The organism is Vibrio sp. L3-7, from assembly GCF_963898195.1.
In the GTDB taxonomy this organism is placed as follows: Bacteria; Pseudomonadota; Gammaproteobacteria; order Enterobacterales; family Vibrionaceae; genus Vibrio; species Vibrio echinoideorum.
The window spans coordinates 107,286-123,921 of record NZ_CAWQUW010000007.1 but is presented as its reverse complement, the minus strand read 5'-3'; the positions used below and the strand labels follow the sequence as shown (position 1 = coordinate 123,921).

Sequence of the window (16,636 nt, the reverse complement as noted above, 5' to 3'; positions counted from 1 at the left end):
ATGTTTTGGTTGAGGTGTCTATGAAATAAAGAAAGAAGACAGCATCCACATGGCTAATACAATAAACACGCCGCCCATCACTTTCTGCTGATAAGTACGAAACTTTGCGTTTTCTACGAGAGACTTACCAATAGTGCCCACCAAAGCCACAAGAAGAAAATTAAACGTCAAACCAAGCACGTTCAATAATAAGCCCAAAAACAGCATTTGTTCACCTGAGGTCGCTTCAATATTTGTAGAAACGAATTGAGGCAAAAACATCACAAAGAAAACCAACGCCTTTGGGTTAAGCAGGTTACTAATTAACGCTCTTTGGTAATACGACTTAGCGGCAGCATTGTCGCTGAGTTCGGGTGCTTCTCCCTGATCGGTTCGAAGGCAGTCCCACCCCATTTTCAATAAGTATGTCCCGCCTAATAAATGCAGCGCTTTCAACGCAATAGGACTCATCGCAATCAATGCCGAAACACCCATCGCCGCCAATACTGTCAGGATAATTCCAGAAGTCGCGTTACCTAGACTCGCAAACACACCGACCTTACGACCATAGCTCATACTTGAGCTCGCGATCAGTAACATATCAGGACCAGGTAAAAGGAGAAGTGCAACAACGGCAGTCAAGTAAACAGGTAAGATGGCTAAGTCGATCATGGGTTTCAGTATTGATAAAAACGGAGCTGGATTTTATATCAATTACAAGCACCCTTCCAGACACAATCAGTTGCTTGATGGTTAATTGTTCGAATTAACAACCACTACCAGTCAATAAAGCCAATTTATTAACTAAAAACTAATGTGATTAACTAAAAAAACCAATGTGATTAACTCGCTACCCACTCGATCTCAATCAATGTGATTTCTCCACACTTAAGACGACCAAGGAAGATGTCACCACGGTGTACTTCTCCAACGCCTTTAGGGGTACCCGTCATCACGACATCACCGTCGAGTAATGTCGTGTAAGAAGACAACTCTTCGAGGATAGTTTTTGGGGAATATAGCATCTGTTCAACGTGTCCTTTTTGAACGCGGACACAGTTGATAAACAGCTCTAGATTCAAGTCAGTGAGGTCTAAGTGATCAGTTGGAACAAAGCGACTAAACACAGCCGAACCATCAAACGCTTTGGCGCGCTCCCAAGGTAAACCTTTCGCTTTCAAGTTACTTTGAAGCTCACGTTTGGTCAGATCTAACCCTAACCCCACGGCTGAATATTCACCTTTTTCAACGATAAAACAGATTTCAGCTTCATAGTGTAGAGCTTCTTGATGAAAAGAACTTAAGGTAGACGTAACGCTCGTATTCGGTTTGTTGAAAACCACCATCGAGTCAGGGATAGCATTGTTGAGCTCTTCAATGTGATCAACATAGTTACGCCCAACACACAGCACCTTGGTCGGTGTTGCTGTTCGTTTTGAATTCATCAATTGTTCCTGATCTACAACGCTGCTCATAGTTTGTCCCTGAACTATTTTTTGGAGTGCAAAGTTTACCGCAACATAAAGAGAGAATCTTCGACAAGATGGTTACCGATCTCTAAATTCTGATCTTTAGCTCAATTCGATGATTTGTAAACTTTTATAAGCAGAACGTAATAAGTAAGGATTGATGAGCCAACCCGTCAGGTTCACAGCTAAATAAAAAGGGATGGATAGTCAGCACAGAGATAAGAGATATAATTGAAGGCATTAAAACGAAAGAAGCCCTCTCCAGCCAAAAGGCTTGAGAGGGCTTAGCATGGTGTCTAGGACAGTATCCTAAAAGGTAAACTTAAGGAGTAAACACTATGCTAAATAAGTCTGCGACTTATAGGTAGTAACGAGCACCAAGTAGCCATTGGTCGTCAGCTTTTTCTTTGTACACGCCAGAACCTTGTAGGTCGAACTGGTAACCAGCAAAGCCTACGAACTGAGATGTGAAGTTGTATTCAGCTTGTAGAGCTGAAGTGCTGTATACAGTTTCGCTGTTCTTGTCGTCTTCTACCGCTTCGTAGTTAACGCTTAGGTTAAGGCTGTTAGAAAGTGCGTAAGAAGCTAGTAATTCAATAGCTACTGTCTCTTCTAGTGCGATGCTAGCAGAACCTACTTTCGCAGAGTTCATGTAGTTGTTCATCGCGTATACACCAGCAAGGTAAAGACCTTCCGCGCCGTATGAACCGTAAGTTGCACTTAATACGTGAGAGTCAGCAGTTTGTGAACCACGAAGAGCGTAGTCTACATCACCAGTGTTGTATGCGTAGTTTGCAGTGAAGTCAGCAATTGCGTAGTTCAATGCAACTTGACCACGGTTACCGTATGTAGTTGCGCCATCAACCTTACGACCTTGCCAAGCAACAGCTGCGCTTAGAGAGCCTGCGTTACCGAAATCGATAGCGTTGCCGTAGCTCACCATCTCTTCACCACGACCAGTACCTAGGTTACCGTGATCTTCGTAGATGAAGTCATTCGCGAATGCGATTGGCATATCTGCTACGCCAGCAACGTTGTAGTAAGGTGCCCATTGAGTACCTACTGCTGCACGACCGTAATCGTCGTGAGAAAGACCAACGTAGCCAAGACGAGTTGTGAATGACTCTTCACCACCGTCAAGCATGTTTAGCGCCCATTCACCTTTAGCGTCAGCAGTAAAGCCGTTGCCAAGCTCGTGAGTTGCACCGAAGTTGATACGTGGAGAAACAGACTCTACACCGATATCATCGCTGTTTTGACGGTCAGCGCTGTTTACGTCGCCAACTGCAACTGATACGTGACCACCAACAGAGAATGTTGTGCCGTCTTCGTTGTAAAGTTCTACAGCAACTGCCTGTGTACCAAATACTGCACCAGAAATTGCTAGCGCTAAAAGTTTCTTATTCATTGTCATATCCATTATGTAACTGGGTGAGTTATTCACTAACAACCTCGTGCTTACGGAGAAGTTGTTACCTGCATTTAACAAGTAGGCAAACACTAATATACGAATGACAAGAAAGTTGCATTAAAATATATAAAATAAAAAAAATCACACTATAAAAAACAAAAAAAACTTTATAAACAATACCATACAAATAAAACCACAAGCGTAACTTGGTATTTATTGAGATGAATCTATCAATATTTTTGATTTTCTAGTCATCAAATAAACATTAAAAATCAAAATTAAAATTTACTCGTCAGACCATCACATGACAAAATCTTAACCTTGAAACATTTTGTAACACTGAGAATCTCATTGAAATATTTAATCGTGTGAAACAATTCCCACTTTAGAGAATAAAAAAGTACCTTCGCGAAAATTCATTAAAGCCAAACACAAAAAAAGGCAACCAATCAGCGACTGGTTGCCCTCAATAACTCATAATTTTCGTTCTTATTTAAAACAAACCTCAGCCCAACGAGCTAGACCGGCTGTTACCGAGCCGAAATAGTTACCACTCACAATCGGTACATTCGGTACGGCTTCTTCTACTGCTTGACGAAGGATTGGAGAACGAGCCGAACCACCAGTCATGTAGATCACATCTGGCTTCTTCTGACCTTGTTGAATGGCTTCTTTAACCAATTCAATCATCTTAGATTTTGGGGTTTCAATGGCTTCGATCATCTGTTCTACAGAGATATCGACTTCAACTAACTCAGAGGCCACATTAATCGCAGTTCGATATTGAGCGCATTCCGCTAAAGCAATTTTGGTTTCTTCAGCTCGGCGTACAATGCTGTAACCTAGAGTATCGTGATAAACCCTCATCAAGCGATCTAACTTTTGAGGCTCTGAAGCTTCTTTGCGAAGCAACTTCAACGCCGCTAGATTTTCACGAGAATAGAAGTTCTTCTGAGCTTCAACATTGTTAATCGCAATTGGATTCCAGAATTGAGTCAACGGCATATCGATACCAGAAGTGCCTTTGCTACCCATACCAAAAGGTGACATCAATTGCTTGAATGCCAGGTAGACATCGAGGTCATTACCACCGACTCTTTGCCCACTATGAGCCAATAAGCTCTGAGTACGATCTGCTTTACCCGACCAAGTTGGTCCCATTTCTAACAATGAGCAATCGGTCGTACCACCGCCAATATCCACCACCAAGACCGTTTGATTTTCAGTAAGGGTACTTTCGTAATCAAGCCCCGCAGCTACAGGTTCAAATTGAAAGGCTATATCAGCAAAACCTGCACGCTTAGCAGCGCGAGAAAGAATATGTTCGGCTTGTCGGTTTGCTTCTTCGCCACCTCGACCGTGAAAGTTAATCGGACGACCGATAACGGCTTGTTTGATCTGTTCTTGAGTCGTGAGTTCGGCCTTATGTTTAATATTCGCCATCATGGCGCATACTAAATCTTCAAAGAAACTCACCTGAACATCATGCAGCCCACTCACGCCAAGAAAAGATTTCGGTGATTTCACATAATAGACATCACGAGGATCTTCTAAGTAAAGATCCAACGCAGCCTGACCAAATGCCATATCTTCTGGCACTAAATCAATACTCTCTTCGCGGTTCAATGCGATGGCTCGTCGCAACACCTGCTCTCCAATCGTATCACTCGGTTTGATATTCAAATGGCGAAATAGATGCTCAGAAACACTTTCACGAGTTGGTGCAAATACGGTTGAGGGAATATAGTGGTTGTTACCTTCCAACGGTAACAGGCTTGGCTCTCCATTAACCATTGCAGCAACAGAACAGTTCGCCGTTCCGTAATCAAATCCAATAAACATAATATCCCCCATTCGACAAAAGGGGCGAGATGCTACATGAAAATTCTAAAAATTACGAGGTCATTTGTTAATTTTACTGGGTCATTTCGAGGTTTACAGGGCTCTGCAAAGGGAAACAAATATGCTACATTTCAGCACAAATGAATCACGGGTCAGATAAATGAAAACACCTTGCCGAGCGGCTTGTAAAAATAATGGTGGTATATGCAGTGGCTGCCATCGAACAATGGACGAGATTATAGGTTGGAAAGGGTTATCTGAAAGCGAAAGAGAATCAGTGATGAACAATCTGAGTGGCATTAGCTCAACTCACCAATGTCCACAATGCAGTGAGCCCGCACAATGCGATATCAGTGCGGGAAAAGAGACATGTTGGTGTTTCGAGTTAGAGAAGCGTGATACCGACAGCATTCCAAAAGCAGGTGTTTGTATGTGTAGAAAGTGCTTGTCAGCATTACCTGTCCAGTAACCGTTCGAGATGGCAGATGGCAATATACGTAATAGCGATCTGCTTAATAAAGAAAGAAGCTCGATACCCGATGCAAACAAGAAGCGAGTGATGGTTTACTCGCTTCTAAAGATCGGTATTCAGCCTTAAAGCAATTTAATCTTTAAAGATTTGGCCCTTAAAGAAAGTTATTTAGCTTTAGCCACTAACGCTGGCTGAGAAAACTCAACGCCACTCCAACCATGCGTCATAAAATTACGAATATTTTGGTGATCGGTATTCTCAGGGAAACCAAGTACGTCATTGCGATAAAATTGACCAAAACAAGCCAATGTTTGCTCCGCTGATAGTTTGTTATCTAAACCAAATGCAAAAATCTTACACGATCCATTGTTTTGACCCGCAGCATTGACCACATCACCATTGCGAAACTCACTCTCACAAAAGTCATAGTTAGCTTCTATCACTTGCATTGTCTCTTCAAATTGAACGCTCTCAGGCGTTTCAGCCAGAGTATTTAGTAAGGTTTCCAGTTCCATTTACGATTTCTCCATCAATGACATAACTGACAACAGTCTACCTTGTTTTGCGGCAAGAGTAAGCTGCTGTTTACTTAGGAAAGCAACTCGCTTTTTAACTCAACACTGACAATTACCTTAATGAAACTAATGACATAGTCTTATCAGGGCGTTATTATCATTTCAATAGATGGTCAACATTGTTCATTGATGAATATGCATAAAGATAAAAACTTAGAACTGTTCAGATACCTAAAACCGGGTACAAAAACAGCAGGTGTATTGGAATTTGGCCCAGACGACTCAATCCAAATAAGTACACTGTATATCGGGCACAAAGAAGATCAGTACCTGATCTTAGAGTTATCACAGAAAGCGACTGAAGCACTAACACTTAGAAAGCTCTCCAACGTTGATATTATTGTTCGTGCTATCACTGATACAGAGCTTGGACATATTATTGCGTTTAAGACTAATGTACTGGCTCATATCACCTCGCCCGCGCATCTTATATTCCTTCGCCCACCTTCTAATTTCGCGACCAAGCCGATCCGCGAACATGAAAGATACAAAGTGCGCCTCGATTGTGAAGTCACCTTTGATACCTTGTCACTTGACGCAACGCTGATCGATTTTTCGGTCTCAGGTTGTGGCGTCTATATAGCGCAGCAATCAGATATAGATATCGGTTGGAAGATCAAAGTCAATTCAATCTTAAGTGAACATTTGGATAGCGAACTTGTTTATAAAGTGGTGAGTAAGAAAAGACAAGGTCAAGGTTGGCTATTGGGCATCCAATTCCCAGAGCATTTAGATATGAGCGACGAATTGAAAACACTTCTTTTAGAACAAGCTTTTGTCGCTGGATTTTTATAACTGCTTATTGCTTTTAGTATAAAGTTCAGCAAAAAAAACAATATCGAACTGTAATTTGATAAAGAAAATGGTGAGTGACTTATTGTGTATGCACCCGCCAATTCTAACCCAACCTCGATACAACCTTGAACAACCCGAACTACGAACTACGAACTACGAATTACGAATTAAGTTAATAGTTATCTGCGACCTGCTATTAGATAAATGGTTATCCGTTAGATAGTTCACTGTTAACGACTCACATCGTTCCAGTAAGAGTTTTTAAAATGCACAAAAGCTTGGTGCAGAGACTCTTCTTTGATCGGCTTTACAATCACGTAATTTGCCCCTGCGGCCAGAAAACTGTCTCGGGTCGACTTTCGAGCATCAGCGGTGCATGCGTAAATAGGTGTCGATACTCCAATCTCATCTCGTAATTGTAGAGTGGTTTGAACCCCACCTAAGTTAGGCAGTTGGTTGTCCATTAAAATGAGATCAAACGTACTCACCTTTGCTGTTTCTAGCGCTTCTAAGCCATCCTTTGCCCAGGTAACAACCATTCCATACTTTTTGCAGAAAGCTTGAGCGATAAACGCGTTGGTATGATTATCTTCCACGAGTAAAACGTTCAAAGACCGACTAAATAGAGTTTGAGGCTCGATATCTGCTTGTGGTTTATAGCCCAACAATGGCTTGGAATGTAATTCCACTGGGATTTCGATAATGAACTCTGAGCCATGCTCTATGACACTGCGGACTTGAATATCGCCTTCTAGCATTTCCACCAGGTTTTTTACAATCGTTAACCCCAAACCTGTGCCACCATACTCACGGGTTGTCGTTTCTTCGGCTTGTACAAACGGTTCAAATACAGCATCGATTTTATTTTCGTCAATGCCAATACCGCTATCTTTCACTCGAACAATCAAGCTGGCTTTATCTGAATTAAAAATACTTTCGAGCTCAAAGCTGACAGAAATCGCCCCTTGGTGAGTGAACTTAAGAGCATTGCTCAATAGATTAAACATAATCTGGTTAAGTCGAACTTGGTCAGTGTAGATATCAACATCATCTTCCAAGTGATTTACAATGCTAAAGGCAACAGATTTCTCCTCACACAGAGGACGGTAGATACTATCCAAAGTATTGACTAACTCACCCAAACGGAAATCTTTCTTCTGTATATTAAACTGACCTTGTTCGATTTTGGAGAAATCCAAGATATCATTAAGCACCGCCAGTAAATGTTCAGCACTGTTACAAAGTACATCGACCTGATCTCGATTGTCTTCGCCCTGTATAGAGCGTTTGAGTAACTGAGAAACACCTAAAATACCGTTTAACGGCGTACGAATCTCATGGCTCATCTTAGCCAAAAAGTCAGCACGTAAATTCGCAAGGTGCTCAGCTTCTTCTCTTGCTCGATCAGCTTGTCTCTCCGCTTCAATAAGCTTGGTGATGTCTTGCCCTTGAACAACAACACCTGTAATACCGTGTTCAACACGAATAGCAGACATATTCCAGCGAAAAACCTTTTCGCCGATTGGTACATTAATCCCGGTCAGTTTCGCCCCTTGAACCACCATTTGAATATTTGGCAACATGCGGCTCTCAAATTCTTGAGCGATTGCACCATAGGTATCGTCGGCATCAAAAAGCGCCATGCGGGCTGCAGGGTTCATCTGAATCAAGTCGCCTTTATCAGACCAAACCAAGATAGGTGAATGAGCAAAGTTAAAGAGATCTTGGAACTTTTGATTCTGTTCCGATAACCGTTCAAAGGTGTCTTCAAGCGTGCAACCGATATGGTGGAACTCGAAAATGTTAGAACCATCAAACTTATTGTACTCATCATTACCACTCGCAGAACGAGTAAAGCTCATCAGTTTATTTAGCTCAGCAGCCACTCTTCTTTGAATCCAAACTCGCGCAAAGAAAGACATCAATATGATCACCACAATCACAACAATGATCGCACGCTCATAGTTCTCTTCTAACGCAATGAAGTTCGTGTTCTTTTGGACAGCTCGAATGATGAGAGGCGTTTCAACAGAGTTAATCTTAATCGTTGCGATGGTGACGAAATGACGAGGTAATTGCTCATACATTTGATAGTGGAGGATGTCAGTGATGGTATAGCTTTCGTCACCACTGAATGTCGATGTGACCGGAGTTCCATGGGCCTCAATGACGATGTTCTCGCAATTGCTTCCCTGTTGGATCGATTCTGCGAGCGAGAAGTTATTATCAAGTACGATAGCAATATACAACTGGCCCAGAACCTCACCGGTTGTGCTGTCAATAACTGGTGTTCGTCGCGCTAATAAATGACGGTCACCAATATTGGTCGTTAGCTTCAAAAAGTGCCAATTACTACTAAACGACACCTCTTTGGAGATACTTTCTAATGAAGCATGATCCAATCCATAAAACTGGCCGTTACCATCGTCCCAAGCCAAACCATCATGAGTAGACACAAAACGCAAATCAGGAGCATGATCAGGTTCACTTTGGTCAACACCAAAGAAAAAGTAGCTCAAAGCCTCTTCATTGCCAGTAGTAAAATACTCTCTTAGAGTTTCACTGTGTGAGCTGCTGTCTTGGTGAATTTGTAGCACCGACAAACGATAATCAAACATATTTTGGATGAGGCTTGAGGTTTGTTTAACCGTTCGATTCGTCTCTTGTTTTACGATAGTGCTGCTGGTTTCATAAGTATGAATAAGCACGCCAAGTGCCATCACACCTATCACTAAAATAATGATACGCGTAATGAGTTTAGCTAAAGTGTTTCTAGGTGTACTGGCGTAACTTTTCTTCATTATTGACCTGAGTACCTAAATGCTCGCTTCTTAAGTTCTGAAATACGTTCTGGAGAATCTTCTTTGGTCACAACTTCAAACTCTCCAGAATAAACAGTAGGAACGTCTAATCCTGAAAGATCCCATTTGATAGCTTCTGCCATCGCGATACCTGTATCGTCATTCATTCGCATGACAGTGACATCTAGGTCACCCCTTGCAATGGCTTCAAGTTCAGCGGATCCGCCTCCCCAACCATTCACTAAGATATCTCGACCAGATTCACGAATGGCTTCTGCTGCGCCCAAAGCGACATCGGTTGAACACGCATAGATAAAGTCTAGATCCTTATCGTTCGCTATGCTGATTTTAGCCGCTTGATAACCACTTTCTTTATCTGATCTGGTGTAGAACGAAGACTTAAGATCAAAATGAGTATCGGTATTCACTTCATGGATAAAGGTATCTCCACGCGCATCACTGATGTAACCTTGCGAATAGTATAAAACAGAATATTTACTGGCTGGTTGGCTCACTTCTTTAAAATAATTTGCCAGTTTCAAACTACCGGTCGCATGATCAAAACCCACATACATGAATGGCTGTCTATCAGCCCACGCTCGAACTGGGGTCGTAATATTTTGAAGAATCAGTTTGGTGTCAGTAGAGTTCAACACGTGCTCAATAAACTTACGATGACGCGTCGTATCTAACGTAAAAATCAAGTAATCCGTCTTATTTTCAATCGCCTCTTGCAAAGAAATGCTCTGCTGAGAGACATCTGCATTTACACGTGTAAACACTTGGTTTATTTGATAGCGAATTCTCAGCTTATCGAGGCGTTTCTCAAAAGCTTGGATATTACGAACCCAATAATCAGAGATCTGTTGACCCGGATACACGACTGAAATCGTAATAGGCTTATCTTGAACTCGTCTCAATGGCACAGGATGATTTTGCACAGCTTCGACCATTTTATCGGTCAATGCTTTTTGCTCTGGATAATTGGAAAGGTAATCTTGGTACTCCCAATACCCATTGAGGACATGGGTACCGTGGGAGAGCGCGGATGCAGAAAATACGGCAAGTCCAAACAACATCAATAAACGTTTCATATTTTTCTCGTTCTATATGAGCTACTTTGGCTCATTTTTTAACCTAGCATGACACCATATCTTCGTATGGATAAAATATATTATGTAGGACAACGATGATAAATGATAGCATCTAGAACTAATTAGAACGACATTCTAAATGAGCAACATATCAATTCAGAGTTAAGATTGAAATTGACGACTGTTACGAGGATCTCGCTCGGGTAAAGGGAAAATAAATAATCTATTTTACTCAATAGCTTAATAAGAATAATGAGCGGAATTGCATTCTTAATGTGTAATCAATAGCGAATATTTTAGCTATGAATTATGAGACTTCGATATATAGAATTTTGCCTTCCTGCCACTCAATTATGAGTTTGAGTGATACCAATTCTTCTTTACGTGATTTTGGTAATTGTTTGATCGCGTACTCGGTTTTCAACGCCTCGCTTTTTGACCCAACACTAAAGCTCCAAACCAGCGCAAGCGGACCTTTACCCTTAAGGGCTTTAGCACCTTTACCTTGCTGATGTTGTTCAAATCGGCGCTCTAAATTGTTAGTAATCCCACAGTAGAGCGCATTGTTTTTATTGCGGATCAGGTACACAACCCAATCCGCATTGTTATTAGACGTCGTCATTTAGAGCAGTGATTCAACCAACTCTTTAAGCTCTGCGACTTCAGCCCGCAAACTTGCAACCTCTGACTCGAGCTCTTCAAATTTTTCGTTAGTCGCAGTAGATGGAGTCGCCGCGCCCACAGATGCCGTCGCAAACGCTTCAACATCAACTTCGCCACTCAACAGGTGTTGGTAACGAGATTCACGTTTACCGGCTTCGCGTGGTAGCTTAACAACCAAAGCGCCCGCCTCTCTTACTGCTAAGTTCTCGAGTGTCGCTTCTACCTCTTTCACATCACTGAAACTCGCTAGGCGTCCAGTTCGAGTGCGAAGTTCACCGGGAGTCTGCGCGCCGCGAAGTAACATGCAACAGATAATTGCGCGTTCTTGTTCTGTGAATTGCAAATCACCAAATTCAGTATTGCAGAAGCGGTGTTGATACTTATTTACGCGGCTATTGAAGCTACTTTCATCACTCACCATGCGACGCGCTATCAAGCCATCAACCGCATCTAAAACGTCTGATTCTGATAGCGATAGAACAGGCTCACGATTGCTCTTCTGATTACAAGCCGCTGTTAAGCTATTTAATGTCAGCGGATAATGATCAGGAGTCGTGACTTCTTTCTCGATCAAGCAGCCAATGATTCTCGCTTCAATTGGGGAAAGTACTGTGTTCATCGTTTTTCCTTTTTATTATTTTGATAATTCCATCTCAACACCTAACAATGCAGTCTCTGATGACTAGTGCTCAGACAAAATCGGTACTCGTTTCTTTCTGCCTTGTTCGTCAATCATTATGATCTTAGAACGATTTAGCTCTATTTCCACGATTTCCAAATAAGTACGCTCTTGTACATACGCATCACGCAGCTTGTTTTGCTCTGCTGAAGATTCAGTCACATTGTCACCCAAATCTTCTGTTTCTAATTGTTGTTGTTTCATTTCACATTTCGCATCAATGCCATGTCTATACTGGATACTAACGTGAACACTTAGATAAAAACAATCACACATCAGCGTGAGTGTCGAATAATTATACAAGCTTACTTTTGCTTTGATCTAAAGACTGTTACATCATCAATTGATGTGCTTTAATCAGAACCAGACAATGTATTTGACGATTAGGAAAAGGAATCTATGAGCAGCGTATTTGAAATTGTTAACCAAGCACGACGTAAGAACAAACTTAAGCGTGAACTTTTAGACAACGAAAAGAAAGTTCGTGACAACCGCAAGCGTGTCGACCTTCTTGATAACCTACTTGATTACATCAAGCCAGAAATGACTCATGACGAGATCCTAGGCATTATCAAAAACATGAAAGCCGACTACGAAGACCGTGTTGATGACCACATCATTAAGAGCGCAGAGATTTCTAAAGCACGTCGCGATATCAGCCGTCGTATTCGTGAACTAACAGAAGAAGACAAGCAAATCCAAGGTAAGAAATAATCTAGCCTAGTTAATTGACTTGCAACAATGTTAGCAACCCACTCTTTGTAGTGGGTTTTTTTGTACCTGAATTCTAGCGTCTATACTTAATTGAACGTAAATGATTTGGTGACAGCAAGTTATCAAGTTATCAAGTTATCAAGTTATCAAGTGAAGGTAAGTTACTAAGTAAACGCAAGCAATGGAGTGACCCTATGTACGCAAGTATTCTGATTACCTTAGCGCTATCATCAACTCAGCCCTACCCCGAAGAATTTGAGAGACTTTACACTGAAGAGACGGAAATCACTTACGACGACCTCGTAGTAGATGTTCATGGTTACAAGGTTCCGACTCGATCGGCATTTCGAGGTTGGATGCTTCTTAATCATGCAGAAGATAAAGTAAAGGAAGTTGGGCAACAGCTCAAAGATGCTGGTGTGACCAAAAGCATGCCATTGCATTTAGTGCTACTTCAAGGAACAGACTGGGCAATGAGTAACACCACTTTGTTTACCCTTCCCAATAAGAAAAACGTGCCTAACATGATCAATACTTTGAAATACATACAACAATATATTGAACCTGAAATTGGTGTTGTTATCCCTGTTTCGGGTGAACGTTCTAAGATCTATAACCAACAGGCTGGCGGAGCGCTTCGAAGCAAGCATTTGGAATTTTGCGCCTTAGATCTCGTCCCTGCTAATGGCATATCTCGTGAAGATCTGCACGTTAAACTCAAAAAGATTCATGCCGAGTTTGGGCAAAAAAATAATGTCGGGCTGGGCTTATATTCAGGAGTTCGCTTTCATATCGACACTTGCGGTTTTAGACAATGGCAATCATTAACACACCAAAGAGTCATATTGACAACTAATGTGCCAGAGTCAATTTGACGCATTAAGACATAAAACCAACGCAAGCCATTGATAAAATTGATCTAGAACAAGTGGAACGCTAATTGCTATTGATAACAAGTATCATAATTATTAATAGCAATTAGGAATTCAATATGAAGACTATGACTCAACGCTTTCAAACTCTACTTTCTGTATCAAACTTCAGTCTAGCGATTACCGCATTACTTATGCTACTTAGTATTATTGTTGCCTACCCTATGGCAGATCATTTCTCTCTGCCCATTCAGATCGTCGCACACATCAGTACTATATTAGTCGCCGCATTACTCAAAATTAGTTACGTAGGTCGTTGTCTTGCACAATACAACCTTGGATTGGAAGTACGCTAGAGACTGAGCAGCCATTTGAGAGTGGTCCAACCTATTCTTCTATTAACTCGTGAAGCTCTATGTCTTTATTAAGAGAACAATTAAGACCTTGAATACAGCCTTCTAAGCCAACGCTTCACTAGTGGATAGTTCAAGTTATATCTACCTAGTAACGAGATGGCTAAACGATATCAAGGCTACTAAAAAGGTCGTAAAGCTGATGAGACTTATAAGGTTTCGGTAAATAAGCATTCATGCCCGCTTCAAAGCAATCTTTGATGTCTTCTTCTAAAACACTGGCGGTTAAGGCAATGATCGGCAGTGGCGGGGTTTGTTGATCGAGTTCCCATTGTCGAATCGCACGAGTCGCCGTTATGCCGTCCATAACAGGCATCATGCAATCCATTAAGATCGCATCAAACTGAGCACCTTGAGTTATCACATCTACCGCTTCTTGCCCGTTACTGGCAATCAAATATTCATAACCGGCTTGCTCAAGGAAGAAGCTAGCTATTTTCTGATTCATCAGATTATCCTCAACAATCAAAATACGTCGATTCAGAGAACGAACTTCTTCATCCTTTGGCTCCACTAGCGGTGCTTGTTCTTCATCTACATCAAGAGATTTCAGGCTGTTTAGAAAGCGTCTACCTAAAAATGGCAACGTGTGGGTCGAGTGAACCGTCTCTGTTATTAGATTGGTTTTAAATAGGTGATGCTGGCATACAATAACGCGAGTGAGTGGATATAACTCTTTCAGCGCAGCAAGGTCATTCTCCATAGAATGGTGCAGCGTATGACAATAAAGTACTAAATCACTTTCTTTCAAGCTTTCATCGAGGGTCGATATAGATGATACGACCTTTGGGCTGAGATTTAAGCGCTGACACTCTTTAATTAGTTGATCGAGATAGTTGAAAGAGTTCGAGATGATCGTCGTGCTACGTAAGTTATCGAAGGTTGGAACATCAGTTTCAACGACGTCAACATACAAACAAAAAGTGAAAGTCGCACCCTCTCCTTTCACCGAGCGCGCGGTAATGTATCCACCCATAAGATCAACAAGTTGTCGACAGATCGCAAGCCCCAGTCCTGTACCACCGAATTGACGAGTAATGCTGCCATCTTCTTGGGTGAAAGGCTCAAAAATAGATTCCAATTTCTCTTGCTCAATCCCAATCCCTGTATCAGAGACGCTGCACTCAAGCTTCCCTCTGCCCAAAGACATCGGTGTATAAGCTATATCTGTTGTGATGGTTCCCTTTGACGTAAATTTGATCGCATTAGACAGCAGGTTAGTGAGTACTTGCCTAACACGGTACTCATCGAAAAACAGTTGTGGTGGAGTGTGAGAATCGATATTGATATCAAGTTCAATATCTTTACTTATCGCTTTCGACAAAATCACGCTCACTGAATCATAAACCGCTTCTCGTAAATCAGCGTTATGTGGCGACAACATCAAGTTACCCGACTCTATCTTAGAAAGATCGAGAATGTCATTCAGTAGCACCAACAACGAATGTGAAGACGATTCGATATCACTGAGTACTTCTTTTTGATTGGCGCTCAGTTGACTCAGAGATAAAATCTCTGCCATACCAATAATCCCGTTAAGCGGGGTACGTATTTCATGTGACATGTTTGCTAAGAATGCACTTTTGGCCTTATTTGCCGAAATCGCGTCTTCTTTTGCTTCTATTAACTCTTTGTTGTGTTGATGGTTACGCTCCATCACTCTATTTAGAGTTTGAGTGAACTCTGCAAGCTCATCGTTGCCTGTAACTTGAATAACCGTTGGCTTACCGTAACTATCGGCACATTCAGAAACCCCTTTGAGTATCAGTGACAGGTTTCTGTTTAAACGCAAAGACGTCGCGATACCCAACCATAACAAAACACCTGAAACGACAAGAATCAGCAATGTCATGCTCAGTGCCTGTCTTTTCTGCAATGAAATGTTTTTTGTTAAATCAGATTGAAGTTGCTTTGTGTAAGCGCTAACCGCTTCTGAAATGGCCTGCTTCTTTCGTTCTAGGCCTTCAACGTGTTCATATATTTCAGGTGACGAGAAGTCTCCTTTGAGGATTCGAGCTGTAAAACTGTCTTGAAATTCATCTTTGGAGAACGTATTTAACAGTTTTCTAATTTCAGGCGAGCGACTACCCGAGCGAAAAAATGTGTCCAACAACTGTTGCTGCCTTTCTAAAGCACCCACATAGCTCATCAAATATTGATTCTTCAGCTCTGGAGAACGATACAAGCGATAACTTAACCACGCTTCTCGCTGAGTCCAAAACACATAGTTAGTCAGGTTGATAAACATCGCATCGGCTTGAATGATATTTTCATCCACTAAGTTAATGCGATATTCAGACAGCTCCATTAATACGTTTTCTAGCAAGTCGAAGGCGCGCTCTGTCAGCAGTGCATTATCACTGCTTTGCGTTGCGTCTATATTTTGCCCTGCGCCAGCAAGGCTCACCAACACACTCTTAAGCTCTACCAGTTGCGATTCGACATTCCAATTGATGTCGAGCGATTGAAGTTTTGTCTCGAACCGAGATAGCCTATCTAATTCAGTTTGTAGTTTTGAAAGCAACTGACTTTTTTCGGGGGAATCATTAGACAGAACCAACCATCGATAAGCATCACTTGAAATAGTATTAAAAGATTGAAGCGCTTCAACCTTAATACGTGTTGTTTCAAGGTGACTCATTTTTTTATCGTTCTTTAACACTTCATTGACTGTAAATCCAAGCATAATGAATACAGAAACCGTGGAAAGAAAAATAAGACGCCATCTAATTGACATGTTTATCATTTTTATAACGACTCCCTTCCCACAAGTAATTTTACCTAGCCCAAACTAAGAATAGGACATTAACAGAACTTATTGATCAAATTGGATATGACAAACGATATTCTGAGTCCA

Annotated in this window: 16 protein-coding genes; 5 read left to right on the top strand and 11 right to left on the bottom strand. The window is 41.5% G+C overall.

Annotated features, from left to right (window positions below):
• Positions 1-18: 18 nt before the first annotated feature.
• The 4 genes from AACW75_RS07485 to yegD all read right to left on the bottom strand — a co-directional run bounded on the left by AACW75_RS07485 (position 19) and on the right by yegD (position 4,701).
• Entirely contained in the window at positions 19-651 is a 633-nt protein-coding gene (locus AACW75_RS07485) for a LysE family translocator (protein WP_017075838.1), read from the bottom strand.
• Between the two features lie 170 nt (positions 652-821).
• The gene (locus tag AACW75_RS07480) at positions 822-1,454 is read right to left on the bottom strand and encodes a fumarylacetoacetate hydrolase family protein (protein ID WP_145571119.1); all 633 of its coding nucleotides are present in this window, start codon (positions 1,452-1,454) and stop codon (positions 822-824) included.
• 352 nt (positions 1,455-1,806) lie between these two features.
• The gene (locus AACW75_RS07475) at positions 1,807-2,856 is read right to left on the bottom strand and encodes a porin (RefSeq protein WP_114635554.1); all 1,050 of its coding nucleotides are present in this window, start codon (positions 2,854-2,856) and stop codon (positions 1,807-1,809) included.
• A 492-nt stretch (positions 2,857-3,348) separates the two neighbouring features.
• Positions 3,349-4,701: a molecular chaperone gene (yegD, locus tag AACW75_RS07470; RefSeq protein WP_145571118.1), complete on the bottom strand. Its 1,353-nt coding sequence runs from the start codon at positions 4,699-4,701 to the stop codon at positions 3,349-3,351.
• Positions 4,702-4,861: 160 nt separating this feature from the next.
• On the opposite strand from yegD, the gene AACW75_RS07465 reads away from it, so the two are divergent.
• Positions 4,862-5,170: a DUF1289 domain-containing protein gene (locus AACW75_RS07465; RefSeq protein ID WP_017075842.1), complete on the top strand. Its 309-nt coding sequence runs from the start codon at positions 4,862-4,864 to the stop codon at positions 5,168-5,170.
• 167 nt (positions 5,171-5,337) lie between these two features.
• Here AACW75_RS07465 and AACW75_RS07460 read toward each other — a convergent pair whose 3' ends face one another.
• Positions 5,338-5,688: a HopJ type III effector protein gene (locus AACW75_RS07460; RefSeq protein WP_017075843.1), complete on the bottom strand. Its 351-nt coding sequence runs from the start codon at positions 5,686-5,688 to the stop codon at positions 5,338-5,340.
• A gap of 195 nt (positions 5,689-5,883) precedes the next feature.
• Between AACW75_RS07460 and AACW75_RS07455 the strand changes: the two genes are divergently transcribed.
• On the top strand, positions 5,884-6,543 hold the full coding sequence (locus AACW75_RS07455) for a PilZ domain-containing protein (RefSeq protein WP_145571117.1): 660 nt from the start codon (positions 5,884-5,886) through the stop codon (positions 6,541-6,543).
• 230 nt (positions 6,544-6,773) lie between these two features.
• Here AACW75_RS07455 and luxQ read toward each other — a convergent pair whose 3' ends face one another.
• From luxQ to AACW75_RS07430, 5 genes are all read right to left on the bottom strand, one after another.
• Positions 6,774-9,344: a quorum-sensing autoinducer 2 sensor kinase/phosphatase LuxQ gene (luxQ, locus tag AACW75_RS07450; RefSeq protein WP_145571116.1), complete on the bottom strand. Its 2,571-nt coding sequence runs from the start codon at positions 9,342-9,344 to the stop codon at positions 6,774-6,776.
• Positions 9,344-10,438, bottom strand: coding sequence for an autoinducer 2-binding periplasmic protein LuxP (locus AACW75_RS07445; RefSeq protein ID WP_017075846.1), 1,095 nt, complete (start codon positions 10,436-10,438; stop codon positions 9,344-9,346). The genes luxQ and AACW75_RS07445 overlap by 1 nt, the downstream gene beginning before the upstream one ends.
• Before the next feature lie 307 nt (positions 10,439-10,745).
• Positions 10,746-11,060: a GIY-YIG nuclease family protein gene (locus tag AACW75_RS07440; protein WP_145565284.1), complete on the bottom strand. Its 315-nt coding sequence runs from the start codon at positions 11,058-11,060 to the stop codon at positions 10,746-10,748.
• Positions 11,061-11,720 carry a YceH family protein gene (locus tag AACW75_RS07435; RefSeq protein WP_145571115.1) on the bottom strand — a complete coding sequence of 220 codons (660 nt, stop codon included), beginning with the start codon at positions 11,718-11,720 and terminating at the stop codon, positions 11,061-11,063.
• A 63-nt stretch (positions 11,721-11,783) separates the two neighbouring features.
• Positions 11,784-11,984: a hypothetical protein gene (locus AACW75_RS07430; protein WP_135458263.1), complete on the bottom strand. Its 201-nt coding sequence runs from the start codon at positions 11,982-11,984 to the stop codon at positions 11,784-11,786.
• Between the two features lie 195 nt (positions 11,985-12,179).
• On the opposite strand from AACW75_RS07430, the gene AACW75_RS07425 reads away from it, so the two are divergent.
• The 3 genes from AACW75_RS07425 (at position 12,180) to AACW75_RS07415 (ending at position 13,722) form a co-directional block, all read left to right on the top strand.
• On the top strand, positions 12,180-12,494 hold the full coding sequence (locus AACW75_RS07425; RefSeq protein ID WP_004742367.1) for a DUF496 family protein: 315 nt from the start codon (positions 12,180-12,182) through the stop codon (positions 12,492-12,494).
• Positions 12,495-12,688: 194 nt separating this feature from the next.
• Positions 12,689-13,369, top strand: a complete 681-nt coding sequence (locus AACW75_RS07420; protein WP_237297698.1) for a D-Ala-D-Ala carboxypeptidase family metallohydrolase — start codon at positions 12,689-12,691, stop codon at positions 13,367-13,369.
• Positions 13,370-13,485: 116 nt separating this feature from the next.
• On the top strand, positions 13,486-13,722 hold the full coding sequence (locus AACW75_RS07415; protein ID WP_017075851.1) for a hypothetical protein: 237 nt from the start codon (positions 13,486-13,488) through the stop codon (positions 13,720-13,722).
• A gap of 160 nt (positions 13,723-13,882) precedes the next feature.
• Here AACW75_RS07415 and AACW75_RS07410 read toward each other — a convergent pair whose 3' ends face one another.
• The gene (locus AACW75_RS07410; RefSeq protein ID WP_145571158.1) at positions 13,883-16,465 is read right to left on the bottom strand and encodes an ATP-binding protein; all 2,583 of its coding nucleotides are present in this window, start codon (positions 16,463-16,465) and stop codon (positions 13,883-13,885) included.
• Positions 16,466-16,636: the final 171 nt, after the last annotated feature.

Excerpts from the sequence above, each read along its gene's own strand:
- AACW75_RS07485 (WP_017075838.1), bottom strand. The coding sequence starts at position 651 with ATGATCGACTTAGCCATCTTACCTGTTTACTTGACTGCCGTTGTTGCA.
- AACW75_RS07480 (WP_145571119.1), bottom strand. The coding sequence starts at position 1,454 with ATGAGCAGCGTTGTAGATCAGGAACAATTGATGAATTCAAAACGAACA.
- AACW75_RS07475 (WP_114635554.1), bottom strand. The coding sequence starts at position 2,856 with ATGAATAAGAAACTTTTAGCGCTAGCAATTTCTGGTGCAGTATTTGGT.
- yegD (WP_145571118.1), bottom strand. The coding sequence starts at position 4,701 with ATGTTTATTGGATTTGATTACGGAACGGCGAACTGTTCTGTTGCTGCA.
- AACW75_RS07465 (WP_017075842.1), top strand. The coding sequence starts at position 4,862 with ATGAAAACACCTTGCCGAGCGGCTTGTAAAAATAATGGTGGTATATGC.
- AACW75_RS07460 (WP_017075843.1), bottom strand. The coding sequence starts at position 5,688 with ATGGAACTGGAAACCTTACTAAATACTCTGGCTGAAACGCCTGAGAGC.
- AACW75_RS07455 (WP_145571117.1), top strand. The coding sequence starts at position 5,884 with ATGCATAAAGATAAAAACTTAGAACTGTTCAGATACCTAAAACCGGGT.
- luxQ (WP_145571116.1), bottom strand. The coding sequence starts at position 9,344 with ATGAAGAAAAGTTACGCCAGTACACCTAGAAACACTTTAGCTAAACTC.
- AACW75_RS07445 (WP_017075846.1), bottom strand. The coding sequence starts at position 10,438 with ATGAAACGTTTATTGATGTTGTTTGGACTTGCCGTATTTTCTGCATCC.
- AACW75_RS07440 (WP_145565284.1), bottom strand. The coding sequence starts at position 11,060 with ATGACGACGTCTAATAACAATGCGGATTGGGTTGTGTACCTGATCCGC.
- AACW75_RS07435 (WP_145571115.1), bottom strand. The coding sequence starts at position 11,720 with ATGAACACAGTACTTTCCCCAATTGAAGCGAGAATCATTGGCTGCTTG.
- AACW75_RS07430 (WP_135458263.1), bottom strand. The coding sequence starts at position 11,984 with ATGAAACAACAACAATTAGAAACAGAAGATTTGGGTGACAATGTGACT.
- AACW75_RS07425 (WP_004742367.1), top strand. The coding sequence starts at position 12,180 with ATGAGCAGCGTATTTGAAATTGTTAACCAAGCACGACGTAAGAACAAA.
- AACW75_RS07420 (WP_237297698.1), top strand. The coding sequence starts at position 12,689 with ATGTACGCAAGTATTCTGATTACCTTAGCGCTATCATCAACTCAGCCC.
- AACW75_RS07415 (WP_017075851.1), top strand. The coding sequence starts at position 13,486 with ATGAAGACTATGACTCAACGCTTTCAAACTCTACTTTCTGTATCAAAC.
- AACW75_RS07410 (WP_145571158.1), bottom strand. The coding sequence starts at position 16,465 with ATGCTTGGATTTACAGTCAATGAAGTGTTAAAGAACGATAAAAAAATG.